Origin of the sequence: Ruania zhangjianzhongii (assembly GCF_008000995.1) — a bacterium.
GTDB classification, from domain to species: Bacteria; Actinomycetota; Actinomycetes; order Actinomycetales; family Beutenbergiaceae; genus Ruania; species Ruania zhangjianzhongii.
The window spans coordinates 4,814,002-4,834,369 of record NZ_CP042828.1 but is presented as its reverse complement, the minus strand read 5'-3'; the positions used below and the strand labels follow the sequence as shown (position 1 = coordinate 4,834,369).

Annotated in this window: 17 protein-coding genes; 5 read left to right on the top strand and 12 right to left on the bottom strand. The window is 69.7% G+C overall.

Translation table 11 applies throughout. The annotated features are described in order from the left end of the window. Positions 1-58: 58 nt before the first annotated feature. Both FU260_RS22325 and FU260_RS22320 read right to left on the bottom strand, forming a co-directional pair. Positions 59-2,878 carry a lysylphosphatidylglycerol synthase transmembrane domain-containing protein gene (locus tag FU260_RS22325; RefSeq protein WP_147919053.1) on the bottom strand — a complete coding sequence of 940 codons (2,820 nt, stop codon included), beginning with the start codon at positions 2,876-2,878 and terminating at the stop codon, positions 59-61. Positions 2,879-2,952: 74 nt separating this feature from the next. Next, complete coding sequence (locus FU260_RS22320; protein WP_147919052.1) at positions 2,953-3,759, bottom strand: CPBP family intramembrane glutamic endopeptidase; 807 nt, start codon at positions 3,757-3,759, stop codon at positions 2,953-2,955. Between the two features lie 444 nt (positions 3,760-4,203). Between FU260_RS22320 and FU260_RS22315 the strand changes: the two genes are divergently transcribed. Then, positions 4,204-4,686 carry an Hsp20/alpha crystallin family protein gene (locus FU260_RS22315; protein WP_147919051.1) on the top strand — a complete coding sequence of 161 codons (483 nt, stop codon included), beginning with the start codon at positions 4,204-4,206 and terminating at the stop codon, positions 4,684-4,686. Between the two features lie 137 nt (positions 4,687-4,823). Here FU260_RS22315 and FU260_RS22310 read toward each other — a convergent pair whose 3' ends face one another. Continuing rightward, positions 4,824-5,045: a heavy-metal-associated domain-containing protein gene (locus tag FU260_RS22310; protein ID WP_147919050.1), complete on the bottom strand. Its 222-nt coding sequence runs from the start codon at positions 5,043-5,045 to the stop codon at positions 4,824-4,826. A 60-nt stretch (positions 5,046-5,105) separates the two neighbouring features. Further along, positions 5,106-5,420 carry a metal-sensitive transcriptional regulator gene (locus FU260_RS22305; protein WP_187368342.1) on the bottom strand — a complete coding sequence of 105 codons (315 nt, stop codon included), beginning with the start codon at positions 5,418-5,420 and terminating at the stop codon, positions 5,106-5,108. A gap of 167 nt (positions 5,421-5,587) precedes the next feature. Between FU260_RS22305 and FU260_RS22300 the strand changes: the two genes are divergently transcribed. Beyond that, the gene (locus FU260_RS22300; RefSeq protein WP_168211911.1) at positions 5,588-6,733 is read left to right on the top strand and encodes a DUF2330 domain-containing protein; all 1,146 of its coding nucleotides are present in this window, start codon (positions 5,588-5,590) and stop codon (positions 6,731-6,733) included. A gap of 97 nt (positions 6,734-6,830) precedes the next feature. After that, entirely contained in the window at positions 6,831-7,754 is a 924-nt protein-coding gene (locus FU260_RS22295; protein ID WP_147919047.1) for a Ppx/GppA family phosphatase, read from the top strand. A gap of 80 nt (positions 7,755-7,834) precedes the next feature. Here the strand turns inward: FU260_RS22295 and FU260_RS22290 are convergent, their stop codons facing one another. The 5 genes from FU260_RS22290 to purB all read right to left on the bottom strand — a co-directional run bounded on the left by FU260_RS22290 (position 7,835) and on the right by purB (position 15,606). Continuing rightward, positions 7,835-8,065 carry a nitroreductase/quinone reductase family protein gene (locus FU260_RS22290; RefSeq protein WP_210418153.1) on the bottom strand — a complete coding sequence of 77 codons (231 nt, stop codon included), beginning with the start codon at positions 8,063-8,065 and terminating at the stop codon, positions 7,835-7,837. 332 nt (positions 8,066-8,397) lie between these two features. Continuing rightward, a complete protein-coding gene (locus tag FU260_RS22285) occupies positions 8,398-9,834 on the bottom strand; it encodes an NCS2 family permease (RefSeq protein ID WP_147919046.1) in 1,437 nt (478 codons plus the stop codon). 94 nt (positions 9,835-9,928) lie between these two features. After that, entirely contained in the window at positions 9,929-11,884 is a 1,956-nt protein-coding gene (locus FU260_RS22280) for an ABC transporter ATP-binding protein (RefSeq protein ID WP_147919045.1), read from the bottom strand. After that, positions 11,871-13,955 (bottom strand): ABC transporter ATP-binding protein, encoded by a 2,085-nt coding sequence (locus tag FU260_RS22275; RefSeq protein ID WP_147919044.1) that lies wholly within the window; start codon positions 13,953-13,955, stop codon positions 11,871-11,873. Before FU260_RS22275 ends, FU260_RS22280 begins: the two co-directional genes overlap by 14 nt. A 217-nt stretch (positions 13,956-14,172) precedes the next feature. Beyond that, the gene (gene purB / locus FU260_RS22270; protein ID WP_147919043.1) at positions 14,173-15,606 is read right to left on the bottom strand and encodes an adenylosuccinate lyase; all 1,434 of its coding nucleotides are present in this window, start codon (positions 15,604-15,606) and stop codon (positions 14,173-14,175) included. A 209-nt stretch (positions 15,607-15,815) separates the two neighbouring features. Between purB and FU260_RS22265 the strand changes: the two genes are divergently transcribed. After that, positions 15,816-16,109: a hypothetical protein gene (locus FU260_RS22265; protein ID WP_147919042.1), complete on the top strand. Its 294-nt coding sequence runs from the start codon at positions 15,816-15,818 to the stop codon at positions 16,107-16,109. Further along, entirely contained in the window at positions 16,106-17,623 is a 1,518-nt protein-coding gene (locus FU260_RS22260) for an alpha/beta hydrolase family protein (protein WP_147919041.1), read from the top strand. The genes FU260_RS22265 and FU260_RS22260 overlap by 4 nt, the downstream gene beginning before the upstream one ends. A gap of 63 nt (positions 17,624-17,686) precedes the next feature. Here FU260_RS22260 and FU260_RS22255 read toward each other — a convergent pair whose 3' ends face one another. Genes FU260_RS22255 through FU260_RS22245 form a run of 3 tightly spaced genes read right to left on the bottom strand, consistent with a single transcriptional unit; the run spans position 17,687 to position 20,196 of the window. After that, positions 17,687-18,097 carry a phage holin family protein gene (locus tag FU260_RS22255; protein WP_147919040.1) on the bottom strand — a complete coding sequence of 137 codons (411 nt, stop codon included), beginning with the start codon at positions 18,095-18,097 and terminating at the stop codon, positions 17,687-17,689. A 54-nt stretch (positions 18,098-18,151) separates the two neighbouring features. After that, positions 18,152-19,021, bottom strand: coding sequence for an ATP-binding cassette domain-containing protein (locus FU260_RS22250; RefSeq protein ID WP_147919039.1), 870 nt, complete (start codon positions 19,019-19,021; stop codon positions 18,152-18,154). Continuing rightward, entirely contained in the window at positions 19,018-20,196 is a 1,179-nt protein-coding gene (locus FU260_RS22245; protein ID WP_147919038.1) for an ROK family transcriptional regulator, read from the bottom strand. Before FU260_RS22245 ends, FU260_RS22250 begins: the two co-directional genes overlap by 4 nt. Positions 20,197-20,368: the final 172 nt, after the last annotated feature.

Sequence of the window (20,368 nt, the reverse complement as noted above, 5' to 3'; positions counted from 1 at the left end):
ACCAGACCCCACCCGCGCACGGCTGCTGGCCGTCCTCGGTGGGTGGCTGGATCCGTGCTCAGAGCATGTTCCGCCGCTGAAGGTACCGCAGCGCCCACCAGCCCAACGGCACGCGGATCCAGAACGTCAGCACCCGGAACAGCACCGCTGTGGACGCCGCCGCAGCAGCAGCGATCCCGGCCGTAGTCAGACCGGTGGACAGCGCCAGCTCCACAGTGCCGATACCGCCCGGGGTCGGGATCGCCGAACCGACCGCGTTACCGGTGAGGTACACGATCGCCAGCGACGTCGGCGGCAGCGACTGCCCGAACGCGGCCAGCGCCGCGGCGAACGCTCCCAGGTACCCGGCGGTCATCAGCAGGTTGCCACCGAGGGCCATCGCCAGCCGGTGCGGCTGACCGATCACCCAGACCAGCCGCGGCCACACCTGCTGCAGCGTCGGCCGGACCTTGGCGATCACCCAGCGTCGCAGCGATCCGACCGCCATCACCACCCCCACCAGCAGCAGCACCACACCGACACCGATCAGCACGGCACCCGAGGGCACCTGCTGCAGCGCCCCGGACGAGCCGGTGAGCAGGGCGATCGCGATCAGCAGGAGCACGGTGGTGACGAACTGGGAGACCTGCAGCAGGGCTACTGTGGCCAACGCCATCGGGGTGGCCACGCCGCGCTTCTGCATGTACCGCAGGTTGAGCGCGGCGGGGCCGACACCGGCCGGCGCCACCAGAGTGATCACCGAGGCAGCGACCTGCACCAGCGTGGTGCGCCACAGCCCGAGACGGTCCGGGGAGAGACCGGTCAGGCCCATCGCGCCGCCCAGGTAGGTGAGCAGGCCCAGCCCGAAGGCCACCACCATCCACATCGGGTTGGCGTCGACCACCACCTCGGTGATGGTCTCGAAGTTCAGGGTGGTGAGCAGCACCCAGCCGGCCACCACCGCCACGGTGAGGGTGATCGCGGTGCGGGCGTTGAACCGGGCCAGCTGGATCGGCTCGACGTCCCCGGCCGTCGGGATGAAGTCCACCAGGTGCGAGCGCAGCGTGCGCATCCCCGCCTTGTTCGCCCGGGCGGCGGCGCGGGTCTGGGCGGGCATCGCGATCGGCTGCAGCAGCGGAGCGATCTCCGCGAGCTGTGCGATGTTCAGCGAGCGGGAGGCGGCGGCCACCGCGCGCTGCGGACCCACCCGGAGGGCGAACAGGGTGAGCAGCTGCGCCAGGTCCACCCGGCGGGCCAGTGAGGTGGCCGCGATCTCCCCCTCCTCCCAGCCGTTCAGCCAGACCTGGCCCGCATCGCTACCGGAGCTGACCACCGATACGGTGTCGGCGCAGATGTTTCGGTGTGCCAGCCCGGAGGTGTGCGCGATCCGCAGCTGCTCCCAGGCGTTCATCATCACGTCGTCGGTGATCGCCGTATCGGGGAGGTCGGCCAGCTGCTGGGCGTCTCGGACGTGCTCACCGAGCAGCAGTACCGACGCGCCGGCCTCGGCGATCCCGTGCAGGCGCGGGCAGTTCACCCCGGCCGCCGAGGCGGCGTAGTACATCAGCGAGGCGCGTTCGGCGCTCTGCCGCAGGCCCACCGAGGTGCGCCGGTCCAGACCTCGGCGGGTGAGCGTGGTGATCAGCCCGTTCAACCAGCCGATCACCTGGCGGTCCGCGTCCAGGACCACGGCGTCCCAGCGCTGCCCGGTGGTGTCGGTGACGGCGTACACCCGGTTGGCACCCTCGCGCTCGGTGGCGACAGTGGCCGACTCTTGGACATGGTCCGGTACCACCGCACCCGACGGCGCTGCGTCGTCGGCCTCGGCCAGGCCACCCGGACCGCTGCCCGGGTACCGCGGTGGACCGGTGCCTGGGCCTGGGGGAGGAGCAGTACCTGCGTTCCCGTCCGGCCTGGCCGGGACTTCCCGACCTGGGCCGCGTGGGGCCGCTTCACCCGGGCCGTGTGGGGCGACTTCACCGTGGCCGGGTGGGGTCACCCCAGCCGGCCCACCTGCCGAGGTGAGGGGTGCACCCGAGGGGGCTGCGCCGTCGTCGACCGGAGCCCGCGAGCCGCTGGGCGCGACGTACCCGATCGGGTTGGTGGCCGTCACGGACTCGCTCTGCAGACTGGCGGCGTCCGTGGAGTCGCCGATGCGGATCACGCTCACCGCGTCCACGCCGGCGCGGCGGATACCCTCCACCAGCACCTGCCCGTGCGCCCGGCGGCTGAGCACCCCCGAGGCGTATCGCATGCCCAGCCCCACGGCCCGGCCGATCAGCACCGAGATGATCGCCCCGGCCAGCGTGGACTCACCGGCGATCACCGAGACCACCAGCACTACCCAGAGCAGATTCCAGGAGATCCCCACCAGGCGACGCTCGTCCCGGGTGCCGGTACCGGTGAGGAACGCCGCCAGTCCGGCCACCATCGGGGTGATCGTCATGACCAGGTCGGTGCCCTCGTGCAGCCGGAGGGCCCGCAGCATCGCCTCCGGGGCAAGGCTGTGCAGCAGCCAGACCGCCGCACTGGTGATCAGGATGGCCGCCAGGGCTGCTGCCACCGCGTCGATCACCGCGCGCACCTGCCGGCGGAAGAGCTGTTCGGCGATCACCACGATCGGCAGGATGAGGGTGAGGAAACCCTCGATCGCGTTGATCGGCACCAGCAGGATGTTGCGCAGCACCTGGGCGAACACCGACTGCACGTCCTGGGTGACCGCTGTGGTGGTGCGGTAGGCGAACACGGAGAGCACCAGCACGGCCACGATTCCGGCGACCGTGGCGAGCATCATCACCAGGTCGATCGGTCGCCGGACCCGGACCAGGGGAATGTCCAGCACCGTGATCGTGCGGAACCGGCCGCGCGCGGGCGGTTCCTGGGCGGTCCCCTCAGCCATGGCCACGATGGTATGCGACGTGACTCGCCGCACACCGCCGCGACGGGCGAGGTGTGGTCAGTCGGTGACGGGAGTCACAGCCCAGCCGAGGAGGTCACGCCGATGGCGGTCAGCCAGTCCTCGGGGAGCAGCTGGTAGCCGACGAAGGCCGCGACATCCAGCAGCGTGTGCGCGATTACCAGTGGCATCACTCGGCGTCGGCCCCAACGGGACAGGTAGAAGGTCGCGAAGATGACGCCCATCAGCATGTTCGCCGCGAACGGCCCCCAGCCCTGGTAGAGGTGGTAGGAGCCGCGGATGAACGCCGAGAGCGCGACGATCGCGACCGGTCCCCACCGCTTCTCCTGCAGCCGTTCCACCAGGTAGCCGACCACCACGACCTCCTCCAGCAGCCCGTTCTTCAGGGCGGCGAGGAGCAGCACCGGCACGGTCCACCAGTACGGGTCCAGCGCGGAGGCCTGCACCGCGACCGTGATGCCCAGCGCGCGGCCGGCCACGTACAACCCGAGGCCGGGGATACCGATCAGCGCACCCAGGCCCACGCCCCAGGCCACGTCCCTCCCCGGGCGCCGGGCGTCCAAGCCGATTCGCCGCCAGGGGCTGCGGCCCCGGTCGGAGAGCAGGTAGAGCGCGAGGGCGACCGGCACCAGCGCGAAGGTGATGGACAGGATCTGATAGGTCAGGTCCAGATACGGGCGCGGGGACTGCGAGGCGTTCAGCGCGGTGCTCTGCTCGCCGAGCGGCCCGCGAGTGAGTGCGGCGATGATGGCGACCACCGCGTACACACCGGACTGGCCGAGGGAGAGCCCTATCACGATCCAGATCTCGGCGGTCAGGCGCCGCGATCTGGACTTCTCCAGGGGTGGGTCGGGGCTGGTCACATCTCGTTATATCGCACCGGGCCCGGCGTCCCCATTCCTCGTGGCCGCCTCCGACCCCACTGCCCCACTCGCCCCGGCCCCCGGCTCGGTCCTGGCCCGGTCTTGCGCCTCGGAATCCACTGACACCCTCGGAATCCAGTTCCACCCGGATTCCGAGGCGCCAAGTGGATTCCGAGGCAGGGTGGGACGACAGCACCGTGGGGGTCGGAGGGCAGCCGGGCGCGCTGGAGCGGCCGGGCCTGGGCTGGACCGATAGATCAGCGCGGCTCGATCAGCCCGACGACTTCACAGTCGTAGTGCTGGGAACCATCGGCTCCTCCACCTACTAAGAACCGGCTCGTTCGTTCACCTTGAGCGAACCAGACTCAACTCTCGGGAATGTACCTACGGGTTCCGCCGTTGTACCGGGCGAGAACCTATCCAGAACCGACCCGAGGAGTTCCCATGGCTCTGACCTTTGACCCGTTCCGTGAGCTGGACCGACTGACCGGTACCTTTGCCGGCAGCCGCGGCCCGCGCTGGATGCCGATGGACCTCTACCGTGCAGGCGATGAGTTCGTGGTGGACATCGACCTTCCCGGTGTGGCCCCGGAGACCATCGACCTGGACGTGGACGGCAACGTGCTGACTGTCCAGGCCGAGCGCACCATCGATCGACCCGAGGGCCGCCGGTGGCTCGCCCAGGAGCGGCCGGCCGGTGGCTACCGCCGCCAGCTCACCCTGAACGACGGCCTGGACGTCGATGCGATCAGCGCGTCCTACGCCCACGGCGTGCTCACCCTGCGCATCCCGGTGGCAGAAGCGGCCAAGCCGCGCAAGATCGCGGTGCAGACCGCCGAGGCGTCCGCGGTGACCGTCGCCGACCAGGAGCGGGAGACCGCCGTCGAGAACGAGAACAGTGAGGATGCAGCGGCGGTCGCCGCCTGACCTGCACGACCGAAGCCGATGCCCCGGGTGCCGATGAGGCACCCGGGGCATCGCGATTTCGGCGCCACGGCAAGCTGGCGTCGGTCAGCCGCCGCCGCTGAGGCGTCGCGGCTCTGCCGCCGCTCAGTCGCCGCCGCTCAGCGGATCGCGGTGACCGCGTACCCCGCTTCGTCGACCGCCTCGCGCACCGCCGACTCGTCCAGGGCGGCAGCCGAGGTCACGGTCACCGGGGAGACGCCCCCGGCGTGCAGGTCCACGTCTACCGCGCTGACGCCGTCCAGGCCGGTCAGCTCCTCGGTGACGTGGTTGACGCAGTTGCCGCAGGTCATGCCCTCGACGTCGATCACAGTGGTGGTCACAGATATCTCCTCGTTGTTCCTGGCGTGCGGGTACAGACCGTGCGGTCCAGTCCGGTCCGGTCAGGACCGGACCAGCCGGGCGATGGCGGCCGATGCTTCTTTCACCTTCTCCTCGCCGGCTTCGGGGGAGGTGCGGGCGGCGTCGATCACGCAATGGCTGAGGTGGTCCTCGAGCAGGCCGAGCCCTACCGCCTGCAATGCTTTGGTGACGGCGGAGATCTGGGTGAGTACGTCGATGCAGTAGACGTCCTCGTCGACCATCCGGGCGATCCCGCGCACCTGCCCCTCGATCCGGCGCATCCGCTTCAGGTACGCCTCTTTGTCCGGGGTGTAGCCGTGCGGAGGTTGGGCCTCCAGCGTTTCCTGGGTGGTCATCGATCCTCCTGGGTGACGTCTGATCGTCATCCACTATACCCCCACTGGGTATTCCTGTGTGGGGGTTGTGCGCGTGGGACAACGGAATGATCACGATCTGCCGCCGCCGGATATCGATCCGATATCAAGCCCGTTTTCACGCTCCGGGCTCGCATACGGTGGCGCTCATGGGAGAGTTTCGGCGGCTGCGGCGCGCCCTCGCGATGGCGGGTTCGGTGATCATGCTCGCGCTCGGTGGCGTGCTGGTGGCCGAGCCGGCGCAGGCCTGCGCGTGTGGTGGTGCCGTCTCTGCCGAGGGTGAAGCGCTGACCGTGGACCGGGAGGTTGCCGCGCTCGCGTGGGACGGCAGCACCGAGGACATCGTGATGCAGCTGGACATGATCACCGACGCCGATGATGCCGCGGTCATCATCCCGACCCCCAGCGAGCCCGAGGTGCAGTTGGCGGAGACGTCCTTCTTCGACGAGCTGGCCGAGATGGCTGCGCCACGCGTGGAGGACACGTTCACCTGGTGGCCGCAGTGGGAGGACATCGGACCGGCCGACGGGGCCGGGGCGGCCGAGCCGACCGGCGGGGTCGAGGTGCTGGACACGGTGCCGCTCGGCCCGCTGGAGGCCAGCGTGCTGTCAGCCACCGATGCCGACGGACTCACCGACTGGCTACGCGAGCACGAGTACGTGATGAGCGACCCGCTGGCGGATGCGCTCACCCCGTACATCACCGAGGGCTGGTACTTCGTGGCGATCCGGATGGTTGCCGAGGAGGGCACGCTGAACGGCGAGGTCCAGCCGGTGCACCTCAGTTTCCCCGCTAGCTCGCTGATCTACCCGATGCGAATCTCTGCTGCGGCCGAGGTGACCCAGCACGTGTCCACCTACGTGCTCGCCGACGGTCAGGTCCGGCACAGCGATCCGACCGGAACGAGCGAGCCCGGCGAGCTGCGGTACGCCGGACCGGTCGACGAGAGCCTGCAGACCAGTCCCACCTGGGACCAGCTCGCGGCCGCCGGCGACTACCTGACCGTGATCGACCACGTGTTCGACGATCCGGCCGAGCAGATCACCTCCGACTTCACCTTCGCGAGTGCGCCGGATGCGGCGGACTACCAGCAGGTGGTCCAGGTGACCCGGATGCGGGAGATCGCCGGACTTACCGCTGGCCCCGTGCTGCTGGTGCTCGGCCTGGCCGCCGTGGTGGTGGCCGTGCTGGTAGGTCGCCGCCTCCTTCCCGCCGGCGACGGCGCAGCTCGCCTCGGTCCGTCGGCCGGCCCGGTCGGTGCTCGTCCGGAGCAGCACTACAGCGCTCCGCGCTGACGTAGCGGCACCCGCTGTGGTAGTTGCGCGCTGTGCCGGGCTGGTCGAGGCTGGCTAGCTGACTCAGGTCGCGTGCCGTGCCACCTACGATGTCGGGATGCGGCTGGCAGTTCTGGACATTGGCTCGAACACGGTGCACCTGCTCGTCTTCGACGTGCAGCGAGGTGCGCGACCGGAACCGCAGGTGGACGAGCGGTTCACCATGCGGCTGATGCGTTACCTCACCGAGGAGGAGGTGATCAGCGCCGAAGGCAGGGACCTGCTGCTCGCGGCAGTGGACAAGTTGCTGGACCTGGCGCGAGCCCGCGGGGTGGACGAGACACTGGTGATGGTCACCTCCGCGATTCGGGAGGCGGCCAATGGTGAGGAGATCCTCGCCGAGATCGACGCTCGAATGGATGGCGATCTGCAGGTGCTCGGCGGTGCCGACGAGGCGGCGCTGACCTACCTCGCCGCCCGCCGCTGGTACGGCTGGGGTGCCGGTCGGCTGCTGGTCCTGGACATCGGTGGCGGGTCGCTGGAGGTGGCCACCGGTGTGGACGAGATCCCGGACGTCGCCGAGTCGGTACCGCTCGGTGCCGGCCGCCTCACCCGTGCCTTCCTTCCGCACGATCCGCCGGAACCGGGTGAGCTTGCCGCGTTGCGAGAGCATGTGAGCACTGCGCTCGAACCGCTGGTGCAGCGGGTCAGCAGCTGCCCCGCGCCGGACCACGTGGTGGCCACCTCGAAGACGTTCCGGTCACTGGCCCGGCTGGCCGGGATGAGCGTGGACGGGATCGGGCCCGGCGAGCGCTGGCAGATGAGTACCTCGCTGCTCGCCGACTGGGTGCCCCGGCTGGCGAAGATCCCCGCCGAGCAGCGGATGGAGTTACCTGGGGTGACCGCCGAGCGTACCTACCAGATCGTCGCTGGAGCGGTGGTGGCGCTGGCGACCCTGCGAGCCCTGCAGGTGCCGATCGTGGAGATCTGCCCGTGGGCGCTGCGCGAGGGTGCCCTGTTGCGGCGCCTCGATCAGGTCTGATCGACCAGGCCAGAGCCGGCGCCTCCGCTGGCTCTGGCCCGCCGGTGGTCTTCCCTGGGTCCGGCCTGCCGGACACCTCTTCATTGCCGGGTGAGGACGACGACGTCGGTAGGGGTGTGGCGCACAGCGGCCAGCTGATCCAGCCCAGGATTGACCTCGAGCCACCGGTCCCACAGTGGCTGGCGCTCCTCGCCGTCGGCACGATGGGCGAGGACCGCGTGGCTAGAGCCGTCGGAGAGCACGACCGTGCCTCGGGGGTCCGCCTGCAGGTTCCGCCACCAGGCCGGGTGCCCCTCCGCCCATCCGTTCATCCGTTCATCCGTTCATCGCCAGCGTGTGCAGCCGGTCGCCATCGAGCAGGTACGCCACGATGACCTCGCGCTGCAGCCCGGACCGGTGGCCGAGCGTCGTCAGCGTCAGCGCGCCCTAGGCATTGCGTTGGCCGGGTCGCCATAGACCCCGCCCGGGTCCACGGCGTGCGTTCGCGCGATGCACCCGCCAGGCGACGGTGACGACCGGGTGAGGCGGGACGAACGGCTTCTTAGCCATCGATGCTCCTCTGTGTGCGCTCATCAAAGCCGATGGCCGTAGCTGAGCACAAGGGCCGGAAGAGCACCGTCGCCGGTACCTGCGCCCGATCTGGCTAGGACAACCAGATATAGCGCGCCAGCAACAGGGCGGCGAGCAGATAGAGCAACCAGCTGGCCTGCTTCGCCTTCCCGCTGAACAGCTTGATCACGGCGTAGCTGATGATGCCCAGGGAGACGCCGTTGGCGATGGAGAACGTGAACGGCATCGCCACCACGGTGAGGAACGCCGGCAGCGACTCGCCGATGTCCCCCCACTCCACGTCCTTCACTCCGCCCATCATCAGGGCACCCACCAGGATCAGCGCCGGTGCGGTCGCCGCGCTGGGCACGGCACCGATCAGCGGCCAGAAGAACATCGCTGCCAGGAACAGCACGCCGGTGGTCACCGCGGTCATCCCGGTGCGGCCACCTTCTTCCACCCCCGCAGCCGACTCCACGTACGCGGTGGTGGTGGACGTCCCGAGCATGGCTCCGGTGATCGCGGCCAGACCGTCCATCGAGAACACCGTCTTGGCCCGGGGCATGTTTCCGTGCTCATCGAGATATCCGGCCCGCTGCGCCAGACCAGTCAGCGTGCCGGTGGCGTCGAAGAAGTCCACCACGAAGAAGGTCAGCACCACGGTGACCATCCCGACGACCAGGCTCTCGCCGTTCATCAGACCCGCGAAGTCGAGTTGGAAGGCCAGGTCGGAGGGCCACATCGGCAGACCGACGACGCCGTCGCTGAAGCCTTGGAACGGGACCAGGCCTTCCTCTCCGCTGTACACCGCGGCACCGGAGATGATCGCCACGGCGGTGGCGGCGAGGATGCCCCAGAGGATCGCCCCGGTCACCTTCAGCTTCATCAGTACGGCGGTGAGCATCAGACCGAGCAGGGCGAGCCATACCGGGGCCGAGCGCATATCGCCCAGGGCGAGGAAGGTCGCTTCATCGGCGACGATGATCTCGGCGTTCTTCATCCCGAGGAATGCCAGGAACGCCCCGATCCCGGCGGTGATCGCCAGCTTCAGGGTCATCGGCAGCGCCTGGACGATCGCGCGCCGGGCGCCCACCACGCTGAGCACCACGAACAGCACGCCGGAGATGAACACTGCGGCCAGCGCGGACTCCCAGGTGTAGCCCATACCGATCACCACAGTGAACGCGAAGAAGGCGTTCAGCCCCATCCCCGGTGCCTGCGCGAACGGGTAGCGGGCGATCACCCCCATCACCAGGGACCCGATCGCCGCGGCCATGCACGTGGTCATGATCAGCTGGGTGAAGACGTTGTCCACGCCGGGGATCACGATCGCGTTGCTGAGCACGTCCGGGTTGACGAACACGATGTAGCTCATCGCCAGGAAGGTGGTCAACCCGGCGCGTACCTCCCGGGGCAGCGTCGACCCGGCGACGGAGATGCCGAAGTACCGGTCGATAAGGCCACGCTTCTTCGGTGCCGGTGATTTCGGCGGCGTGGCGTCCGCGGTGGCTTCGGTCGTGTCAGTAGTCATGGTGCTCCCTTGCACGGGCTCAGTGCTGCTGCAATCTCCGGGAGTCTAGACAAATTCCGCTTCGCGGTAAAGAACTTTCAGAAAATAGAGGTCTTTAGCTTGTCCAGGCGCGCCACAGGGCAGCGTACTCGCCGTCGGCTGCGACGAGTTCGTCGTGGCTGCCGAGCTCGGCGATCCGGCCGTCGATCACCACCGCGATCCGGTCGGCGTCGTGGGCCGTGTGCAGCCGGTGCGCGATCGCCACCACCGCCCGTCCCTCCAGCAGCCGGCCCATCGAGGACTCCAGGGTCCGTGCGGTTCGTGGGTCGATCAGGGAGGTCGCCTCGTCCAGTACGAGCGTGTGCGGATCGGCCACGATCAACCGGGCAAGAGCGATCTGTTGCGCCTGGGCCGGAGTGAGGGTGAGCTTGCCGGACCCGACCAGGGTGTCCAGGCCGTCGGGCAGCTCCTTCACCCAGTGCCACGCACCGGTGGCCTGCAGTGCTTCGATCACCACCTCGGCAGAGGAGTCTTCCCGAGCGAGGACGATGTTGTCCCGGATGCTGCCGACGAATACATGGTGCTCCTGGGTCACCAGCGCCACCTCGGTGCGCAGCACATCGAGGGGCAGCGTGGTCAGCTCCACGGAGCCCACGGTGACCGAGCCGGCGCGGGGACCGTTGATCCCGGCCAGCAGCCGGCCCAGCGTGGACTTGCCCGAACCACTCGGCCCGACCACTGCAAGCCGCTCCCCGGGCTGCAGGTCGAGGCTCACCCCGTGCAGCACATCGTGCCCCGGCCGGTAGGCGAAGTGCAGGTCCTTACCCTCCAGGTGCGCATCGCTGGGCCGGTCCGGGCCTGCGTCCCGGTCTGCGGGGACAGCGGCGATACCGAGCAGGCGGGTGGTGGAGGCGGCGCCGACCTGCAGCTCATCGAGGGAGTAGATGAGCCGGTCCAGCGGTTCCACCACTGCCTGGATGTACAGCGTGGCCGTGGTGATCTGGCCGAGGCTCACCCACCCGTTCATGTACCCGATGCCGCCGAGCAGCAGGGTCGTCACCAGCGGGGCGTTATAGGCGAAGTCGATGACGGAGAACAGCAGGTTCCGGATGGAGATCGTGTACCGCTCGGCCTGTGCGGACACCTCGACGTCGTCCTCGCCGGCACGTGTGCGCCGGTCCTGCAGGCCGAGGGCCTCGACGGTACGGGTGCCCTCCACGGTCTCGGTGAGCGTGGTGTTGATGGCCGAGTAGCTCGCTCCTTCGGTGATGTACCCGCTCGGGGCGCGCTTCAGGTAACGGGAGACAGCGATCGCCAGCGCCGGCACGCTGAGCAGCAGCGGGGCCGCGAGCAGCGGCGAGTTCAGCACCATCGCCACCACGGTCAGTACGGCGGTGACCCCGGCGATCACCGCCTGCGGCAGCGCCCAGCGCACGCTCTCGCTCATCGCCGAGACGTCCCGGGTGACCCGGGTGACCAGGTCGCCGGTGGAGGCACGTTCCACGGTGCTCAGCGGTAGTCCGAGCACCGTGTGCACCATGTACTCGCGCGCCTCAGCGAGCAGGTCCTGCCCGAACACGGCGGCACTGCACCGCGCCGCGAAGGTGAGCAGCGTCTGCAGCACCACGACCCCGGCCACGGTCAGCGCCAACGCGTTCAGCGTGGTCACCAGCACGCCCTCGACCGAGGCGATGTCCACCAGGTATCCGAGTACCCGCGGCACCACCAGACCGGCGATCGCGGCCAGAGCGTGCAGCACCAGCACCCCGGCCACCAAGGCGCGGCGCTTGGCCATCAGGGTCTTGACGAACTCCCAGGCGGCTCGGGCGCCGGCGACCGGCAGGCCACGCCGCGGGTTGCGTGAATTGCGGTACTCGGCGCGGGCGCGCTGCTCGCGGAGCAGGTGCCGACGGTGCCACGCACGCAGCCGTTGGCCGGGACTGCCGTGGTGGGTGCGGCGCAGTTCCTCCGGGATCGGTGGCGCGGAGGTGGCCTGCTGCCAGGTCTGCGCCGAACCGGGCAGAAACTCTTCGGGCGGCGCCGTCTCATCGAGGGTGTCAGCGGAGGACATGCTCGTCTCCCTCTCGGTCGCCGGACCGGGCAGGTCCGCCCGGTTCGCCACCACCGCCCGGCTCGTCGCTACCGTCCGGCTCGTCACCACCGCCCGGCTCGTCGCTACCGCCCGGCTCGTCACCACCGCCCGACACGCCACCACCGCCCCGCTGACCGTCCTGATCCGGGTGCGCTCCGCCGTCGTCCATACTGCGCACCACCACCCGCCGGTAGGCGGCATGGCTGGCCACCAGCTCGCTGTGGCTGGCGGCGGCCACCGCCTGCCCGTCAGCCAGGAACACCACCCGGTCGGCATAGTGCAACAACAGCGGCGAGACGCTCGTGATCACCGTGGTGCGTCCCCGGCGGTGGCGGGCCAGCCGCTCGGCGATCCGGGCCTCGGTGTGCGCGTCCACTGCCGAGGTCGGCTCGATCAGCACGAGTACCTCAGGGTCCACCGCCAGTGCCCGAGCCAGCACCAGGCGCTGCCGCTGCCCCCCGGACAGACCGCGGCCGCGCTCGTCCAGCTCACCCTGCCAGCCGCCCGGCAGGGCTTCGTAGACATCCTCTGCGGAAGCGACGAACATCGCGTGCTCCGCCTCGGCGCGGGTCAGCCTGGCCTGCGGATCCAGGGCCTGCTGCAGGGTGCCACCGAAGACCATCGCCGTGGCGTCCGAGACCAGGATCTGCTCCCGCACCTGTGCCAACGGGACCTCGGACAGATCCACCCCGCCGACCGTCACTCCCCAGCGGGCGCCAGCGCGCTCACGGTCCAGCTCGGCATGGCGGCGGCGGGCCGCGGCACGCTCGGTGCGCGCCCGGCGGGCAGCCCGGCCCTTGACCTCTTCCCCGGTCTCGATGCTCACCGGCTTCGCCTCGGTGGCCAGGTACCGGCCGATCCGGTCGGCCAGCGCCGCGGAGTCGTCCGGCAGTGCGGAGACCACCACGGTCAGCTCCCCGGGCCGGATCTGCGCGCCAGAGGCCTCGTCCTGGATCAGCCCACCGGTGGGCAGGGCACGCGGTGTGGCCGGTTCCCGCCACGGCGGCTCGATCTCCAGCAGCGCGACCGTCTTGCGCGCCGAGACCAGCGCCTGCACCCACTTCTGCGCCAGCTCGAAGAAGGTGTAGATCGGCACCATCATGAAGGTGGCGAACCCGAAGAAGGAGATGAGCTGGCCGATGCTGAGCTCTCCGCCGACCACCTGCCGCGCGCCCAACCAGGTCAGCAGCACCAGGAAGATCCCGGTGAACAGGACGCCGATGGCGTCCACTGCGCCCTGCCAGATGCCGGTAGCGACTCCGGCGCTGCGCACCCGCTGGGACTGGGCCGCGTAGTTGGCGCCGAAGGTGCGCTCGCCGCCGATCCCGCGCAGGATCCGCAGCCCGGCGACGATGTCGGTGGCCAGCGAGGTCAGGTCCGAGGTGCGGGAGCGCTCCACCGTCTGGCGGCGTTGCAGCGGGCGGAGCAGCGGCGTGGCCACGAACACCAGCACCGGGGCGGCCACCAGGGTGAGCAGGCCGAGCGGCACCGACGTGTGCAGCACCAGGCCGACCACTACCAGATAGGCGATGAACGCGGCGCCCGCGCGGCCGGCCACCTCGGTCAGCGCGCCGTACTTGGTGGAGTCGCCCGAAGCCACCGACAGGATCTCGCCGGTGGGTAGGCGTTGACCGAGCACATGTCCCATCTGCGTGGACTTGCGGGTGACCAGTTTGATGGTGCGGTACTGCGCGAGCAGCCAGCCGTGCACGGCGAACGTGTGCATCGCCACGCCCACACTGGCACCGACAGCGATCACGCCGAGCAGGATCAGCGACCAGGTGACCAGAGCAGAGATCGAGCCTGCGGTGATGCCCTCGTCCACCGCCCGGCCCACCAGGTACGGGCCGAGCGCACCCGGCAGGTACACGAGGACCCCGGTGCCCAGGACGGCCAGCAGCACGTCCCGCTGGCGCCCGAGCAGCCACAGCAAGAACCGCGCCGGGGAGCGCGTATCGGGGAAGCGGCGGTCACGCCCGCGCCGCCCGGAGGTCTCCTCGGCTGTCGAGGACGTCGGGTACGCGGGGACCTCCGGGGGGAAATCCTGCATAGCAACTCCAGCCTAGAGCGCGGCGACGGCGTGCAGCCAGGTGATATCCGCCGTCGCCGTCGCCGTCGCCGTCGCCGTCGCCGTGGCGTGGTGCGTGCCACCCGCCCGGACGGGTGTCTGAGTACCGGATGCACATCCGAGTACCGAAGTTTCGGTCCTCAGATGTCGAATCGGTACTCAGACCGACTGCGAGGGTGCAACTACGGACCGGGCGGGTTTAGTCCAGGTGCTGCACCAGCTGCGGGGCCAGGCCGACGTAGTCGGCGGGGGAGAGGGCCAGCAGCCGGGCGGCAATCTCCTCGGGCAGTCCCAGACCGGAGATGAACTCCCGCATCGCGGCAGCATCGACCCGGCGTCCGCGGGTGAGCTCCTTGAGCCGCTCGTACGGGTCCGCCATCCCGGTCACGCCGGCGATCCCGGCCGCACGCATCGCCGACTGCACCGCCTCGCCGAGCACTTCCCAGTTGCCGTCAAGGTCGCGGGCCATCGCGGCCGGGTCCACGTCCAGCCCGGCCAGACCGCGGCGGACGTTGTCCAGCGCGAGCAGCGAGTGCCCGAACGCGACCCCGATGTTGCGCTGTGTGGTGGAGTCGGTCAGGTCCCGCTGCAGCCGGGAGGTGACCAGGGTGGCGGCGAGCGTGTCCAGCAGTGCGGAAGAGACCTCCAGATTCGCCTCCGCGTTCTCGAACCGGATCGGGTTCACCTTGTGCGGCATCGTCGACGAGCCGGTCGAGCCCTGTGCGGACAGTCGCTGGGTGAAGTAGCCGAGCGAGATGTAGGTCCACACATCGGTCGCCAGGTTGTGCAGCACCCGGTTGAACCGGGCCACGTCCGCGTACACCTCCGCCTGCCAGTCGTGGCTCTCGATCTGGGTGGTCAGGGGGTTCCAGGTCAGGCCGAGGTGCTCCACGAAAGTCCGCGCGACCTGCTGCCAGTCCACCTCGGGCACGGAGATGCTGTGCGCGCCGTAGGTGCCGGTCGCGCCGTTGATCTTGCCCAGGAACTCGGCTGCGGAGATCCGGCGCAGCTGCCGGCGCAGCCGGTGCGCCAGCACGGCCAGCTCTTTGCCGAGGGTCACCGGGGTGGCTGGCTGGCCGTGGGTGCGGGCGAGCATCGGCACATCGGCGTGCTCCCGGGCCAGATCGGCCACGGCGTCGGCCACGGTGCTGGCCGCCGGAAGCCATACATCGACGACGGCGCCGCGCACCGTGAGTGCGTAGCTCAAGTTGTTGATGTCCTCGCTGGTACAGAAGATGTGCACGATCTCGCTGACCTGGGGCAGCACCGTGTCCGGGCCGAGTACCTGGGGCGCCGCGGCCAGGCGGCGCTTGAGGAAGTACTCCACCGCCTTCACATCGTGCAGCGTCTCCGCCTCGATCGCTGCGAGCTCGGCGATCTCGTCGGCACCGAAGGTGGTCACCACCTGGCGCAGGTAGGCGATGTCCTCCTCGGCGAGGCTCGGTGCACCGGGCAGCACCCGCTGGCCGGTGAGGTGGATCAGCCACTCCACCTCCACGTGCAGCCGGGCGCGGTTCAGCGCCGCCTCGGAGAGGTGGTCCACCAACGGAGCCACCGTCCGGCGATAGCGGCCATCCAGCGGCCCGAGGGCGATCGGTGGGGTGAGGGTGGCCAGCGACACGGCATGCTCCATGGCCCCATCATCCCAGAGCGGGGAGCAGTGGCGTGCAGGGCGCCGAGGTGGGCCGTGGCGGGCGGTGGGCCGTGGCGAAAGGTGCGGCTCGCCTGCACCCGCAGTAGTCAGGACCGCTCTGTTGCCTCGTTGTCCACAACCGACCCCCGAGCCGCCTCCGCCCTCGGCACCTGCTGCCTAACGTGAAGCGATACCGATCGAGGAGGAGGATGACGATGCACGGTGTACCACCGGTGATACCGAGCGCGGGGGTGGGTGTCCCCGACCTCGTGGCTGCCGGCCACAGCGTCCGAACCAGCGCGGCCGCCGTCGGGAACCAGTCGCCGCAGCACTGGCAGTCACCGTCGGCTGAGCGCTACCGCCTACGGATGCGCCAGCTGGCGCTCGCGGCCCGGCAGGCCGCCGTCCAGATCGATGCGGCCTGCGCCGCCGCTCAACACCATTCTGCGGAGCTGGAGCATATTCGGCTCGCGCTGCTTGGCGGAAACACGGTGCCCCGGTGAACGGCGGGATCGCGCCGGTGGCGGACGGTCCGGCCGGGCACGGCCGGGACCAGCTGGAGGTGCTCGGCTCGGCGATCGACGCCGACCCACAGGAGCTGCACGGCCTGGCGCGAAAGCTGGCCGCGATCGCCGACTCGTTGTCTGGTGCCGCCCAGCAGGTGGCACGGGCCCGACTGGCGATCCAGGGTTCCACCCCCTGGGCGCCGAGCAGCGGTCGGCAGGCGCAGTCGCAGTGCCACCTGGGCGAGCTGGAGCTGCTCGGAGCGGTGCGCCAGGCCCGGGATCTCGCCGATTCGCTGCACACTGCCGCCGACGCGTACTCGGCGGCCGAGGCGGCCGCCGAACGGGCCTTCGTGTTCGAATTGCCGCGCCCGCCGGCGATGGGATGGTGGGGGACGTTGGCGTTCGCCCCGTACACGGCTTTGCGCTCGCTGGCGCTGGCCTCAGGTGCACAGCTCATGACGGCGGCCCGGGGACAGGTCACGCCGACCGACCCGCAGTTCGGTTATCTGCTGGAGGAGGCGTCCTGGTTGGCGACCGGCGGTCACCTGTACCCGGACTGGGCGCCACTGGCTGAGGACCGTACCCAGCTCGCCGGGACGCTGGCCAGCATCGCCCTCACCGCCGGGTTCACGCTCCCGGGCGGACCATCGGCGACCGGGGTAGCCGTCCACCGTCAGGATCCACCGGACCGCTCGGCGGCCGGTCCACCGGTGAACACCCACGGGGCCGCTGGTATCGCCGACCTGAGCACTGGTATCGGGGACCTCTATGGCGGCGGCCGGGTACCGGAGGGCTCCATCCGCATCGACCGAGTCACCGATGCCGACGGGCAAGTGTTCTGGCAGGTATACGTGCCCGGTACCCAGACGCAGACCGACGAGGCCGCGTCGGTGCTCAACCCCGTCAGCCCGGCCACGCTGCTCAGTGCTGCCGGGATCGCGCTGGTGAATCGGAACCCGTTCGACTGGGCCACCAACACTCAGGTGTACACCGGGCAGGAGAACGCGGTGCAGAACGGAGTGGTGCAGGCGCTCACGGACGCCGGTGTCGGTCCCGATGAGCCGGTGCTGCTCACCGGGCACTCCCAGGGGGCGATGATCGCGATGGCGGTAGCCGATGATCCGCGGGTGCGGTCCGACTATGACGTGCAGTCGGTGGTCACCTTCGGCGGCCCGGTCGGGCATATGGAGACCCCGGAGGGCGTCGCGGTGCTGCACGTGGAGCACCGCGACGACCTGGTCAGTGGGCTGGAGAACTCGCCCAACCCGGTGGAAGGGGGCCGGGTGACGGTGCGCAGAGACCTGGCCGCCTCCGGGCTGCCCGTCGATGCCGGGGTGACCTCGGTGACCGAGTCGCACGATATGCCTGCCTACACGCGCACCGGCGTGATGATCGACAGGTCCGGCGATCCCGCGCTGGACTCCTGGCGGGTGCAGTCCCAGCGAGTACTCACCCATGGCGACGGCGCACAGGTGCAGTCCGGGTACTACACGTTGGTACGGGACCGGTAGTGGTCAGCCGTCAGCGGGACGGGCCGGAGCCGCGTCGCCAGCGGGATCAGTCGACGATGCCTGTCAGCGGGCCGCCTCGCGGCGCTTGCCGTCCGGCAGAACGACAGTGAGGATCAGCGAGATGATCGAGATGATCAGCGCGGCCAACACCGCCGTCCAGAACCCCTCGACCCGGAGCCCATACTCGGTGAAAGTGGTGATCCAGCTGGTCAGCATCAGCATCAGCGCGTTCACCACCAGGAAGAACAAGCCCAGGGTGAGGATGTAGAAGAGGAAGGAGACGACCTTCACGATCGGTTTGATGATCGCGTTCACCAGCGTGAAGACCGCTGCCACGACGGCGACCACGATCACGGTGTCCAGCGCGGCGCTGTTGGTCAGGCCCGTGTCGACGATGAAGTCCATACCGCTCACCCACAGCGAGGTCAGCCACAGGGCGATCCCGTTGATCAGGACCTTGATGAGGAAGCGCATCTCCCTATTATCTCATCATCGAGTCTCGGCCCGCGGGATCGCCGGCGGAACGCCTCAGCCCAGTCCGCCGATCTTGGTGGCTCCGGTAATCGCTGCGATCAGATCGCTCTGCGCGGCCTCAGGGCCGAAGGAGCCATTGTTCCGGCCGTGCCGGAGTACCTCGATCCGGTCGGCGACGGCCCGCACATCGGTGAGATTGTGGCTGATGAAGATGACTCCCAGGCGGAGGTCACGAAGTCGCTCGATGTGGGTGAGCACCTCCGCGGTCTGGGCCACGGACAGCGACGAGGTCGGCTCGTCCAGGACGACCAGCCGTGGCTCGCCGATCAGCGTGCGGGCGATCGCCACGGCCTGACGCTGGCCGGCGGAGAGCTGGTACAGCGGGGTGTGGATCGAGGGGATGTTAGCCCGGAGGTCGTGCAGCACCGATCGGGTGTGCGCCTCCATCTGCCCGTCCTTCATCATCCCGGTGCGGTTCAGCTCCCGGCCGAGGAACAGGTTCGCGGTCACGTCCAAGTTGTCGCACAGGGCGAGATCTTGGAACACCGTGGCGATGCCGAGACTGTGCGCTGCCGAGGGAGAGCCGATCTGCACCGACTCACCTGCCATCTCGATCAGCCCGGTGTCGGGTTGCAGGGCACCGGCGATCACCTTGGCCAAGGTGGACTTGCCAGCGGCGTTGTCCCCGACCAGGCCGACCACCTCGCCTCGGTGCACGGTCATCGCGACGTCCAGCAACGCTTCGACGGCGCCGAAGCGTTTGGTGAGGCCCTCGGCGGCGAGTACCGGCAGACGCGGTGGCGGAGAGGAGATCGGTTCTGGGCCGGTCGCGGCCGTTCTCGGAGGGGGCGCGGGTGAGGTCCCTCTCGGATCGCGCTCGGCACCGGAGTTCGGGGAAGGGTCGGTCAGCCGACGGGCCGTCATTGTCCGTCACCACCTTGGGCGAAAACGTCTGTGGAATCTAGTACCTGGATCAAGGCTCCCTTGACCACCGCGTCCCCGTGCAACGGGGAGGTGACCACATCGACGGGAGCGATCTGGTTGGGCAGCGTGTGCTCATGGACCGACTCGGTCAAGGGTGCCAGAAATACTGCGCCGGCGTCGGCCAGCTCGCCCCCGACGCATACCGCTTGCGGATTGACCGACTGACACAGCCCGGCCACCACCGTGCCGATGGTGCGCCCTGCATCGGTGAGGACGCGCGCACAGCCCGGATCGCCGTCGACGGCTCGGTTGATCACATCTCGCAGGGTGAGCGGGCCGTGACTGGTCTGCAACGAGGCGAGCAACGCCTCCGCACCCACCACCGTGTCCAGGCAGCCGCGCCGACCGCACCGGCAGATTCGCCCGAGCGGGTCCACCTGGACGTGCCCGATCTCGCCGGCAGTTCCGGCGAAGCCGCGGTGCAGCCGTCCGCCGAGGACGATCCCGGCGCCGGTGCCGTAGGAGGCGCGTACGTAGACGCTGTCCGCATACGGGCGGGTGGCGCCGAAGGTCAGCTCCGCGAGAGCGCCGAGGTTTGCATCGTTCTCCACGTACACCGGCCGGCCCAGCCGTTTCCCCATCACGTCGCCGATGTGCTCGGACTCCCAACCGCGCAACAGCCCGCGTACCGAGAGTGAGCCGGTCGAGGCGTCCACCGGTGCGGGGAGCCCGATCGCGATCCCGGCGAGCTCGTCCAGGTGGGAGGCGACCATCTCGAGCATGTCCACGATCAGCAGGGCTACCCGGTCCAACACGGTGTCCATCGGGTGCTCCTGCGGCAGCGGCATGCTCCGCTCGGCAACGATCTCGCGGTTGAAGTCGCCGAGCAGCACGCGCAGCGAGCGGTGCCCCACGTGTACTCCGGCGGCGAGGCCGGTGGCGCGGGCCAGGGTGACCAGTTGCGCCCGCCGACCGCTGCGTGAGGTGGGACGGACCTCAGCCACGCCGGCACCGGTCAGCTGTTTGACCAGTGTGGACACCGTGGCTGCCGACAGACCGGTCGCATCGGCCAGCTCTACCTGGGTCAACCCACCGAACTGCTTGATGGTGTCGACGAGCAGCGCCTTATTGGCTTCACGCAGCGAGGACTGGGATCCCGCGGTCAGGCGGCTCACGGCTGGAGTCTAACTGTCGGCGGGGCCTGGGCTGCGGCGGGTGCCACCGGTCCGACCACGCATACCGCTTGGCCCGCAGCAACTGCTGTCCTGCCGACCGCACTGCCGGCCTGGCTCACCGCGCCAACTACGGCCGAGCCCACCGCGCCGGCTACGGCCTGGCTCACCGCGC

What these genes read in the sequence shown, in the direction of transcription:
- FU260_RS22325 (WP_147919053.1), bottom strand. Translation starts at nt 2,878, where the DNA reads ATGGCTGAGGGGACCGCCCAGGAACCGCCCGCGCGCGGCCGGTTCCGC.
- FU260_RS22305 (WP_187368342.1), bottom strand. Translation starts at nt 5,420, where the DNA reads ATGACCACCCAGGAAACGCTGGAGGCCCAACCTCCGCACGGCTACACC.
- FU260_RS22315 (WP_147919051.1), top strand. Translation starts at nt 4,204, where the DNA reads ATGGCTCTGACCTTTGACCCGTTCCGTGAGCTGGACCGACTGACCGGT.
- FU260_RS22290 (WP_210418153.1), bottom strand. Translation starts at nt 8,065, where the DNA reads ATGAACGGATGGGCGGAGGGGCACCCGGCCTGGTGGCGGAACCTGCAG.
- FU260_RS22280 (WP_147919045.1), bottom strand. Translation starts at nt 11,884, where the DNA reads ATGTCCTCCGCTGACACCCTCGATGAGACGGCGCCGCCCGAAGAGTTT.
- FU260_RS22255 (WP_147919040.1), bottom strand. Translation starts at nt 18,097, where the DNA reads ATGCGCTTCCTCATCAAGGTCCTGATCAACGGGATCGCCCTGTGGCTG.
- FU260_RS22275 (WP_147919044.1), bottom strand. Translation starts at nt 13,955, where the DNA reads ATGCAGGATTTCCCCCCGGAGGTCCCCGCGTACCCGACGTCCTCGACA.
- FU260_RS22265 (WP_147919042.1), top strand. Translation starts at nt 15,816, where the DNA reads ATGACGATGCACGGTGTACCACCGGTGATACCGAGCGCGGGGGTGGGT.
- FU260_RS22285 (WP_147919046.1), bottom strand. Translation starts at nt 9,834, where the DNA reads ATGACTACTGACACGACCGAAGCCACCGCGGACGCCACGCCGCCGAAA.
- FU260_RS22300 (WP_168211911.1), top strand. Translation starts at nt 5,588, where the DNA reads ATGGGAGAGTTTCGGCGGCTGCGGCGCGCCCTCGCGATGGCGGGTTCG.
- purB (WP_147919043.1), bottom strand. Translation starts at nt 15,606, where the DNA reads ATGGAGCATGCCGTGTCGCTGGCCACCCTCACCCCACCGATCGCCCTC.
- FU260_RS22250 (WP_147919039.1), bottom strand. Translation starts at nt 19,021, where the DNA reads ATGACGGCCCGTCGGCTGACCGACCCTTCCCCGAACTCCGGTGCCGAG.
- FU260_RS22295 (WP_147919047.1), top strand. Translation starts at nt 6,831, where the DNA reads ATGCGGCTGGCAGTTCTGGACATTGGCTCGAACACGGTGCACCTGCTC.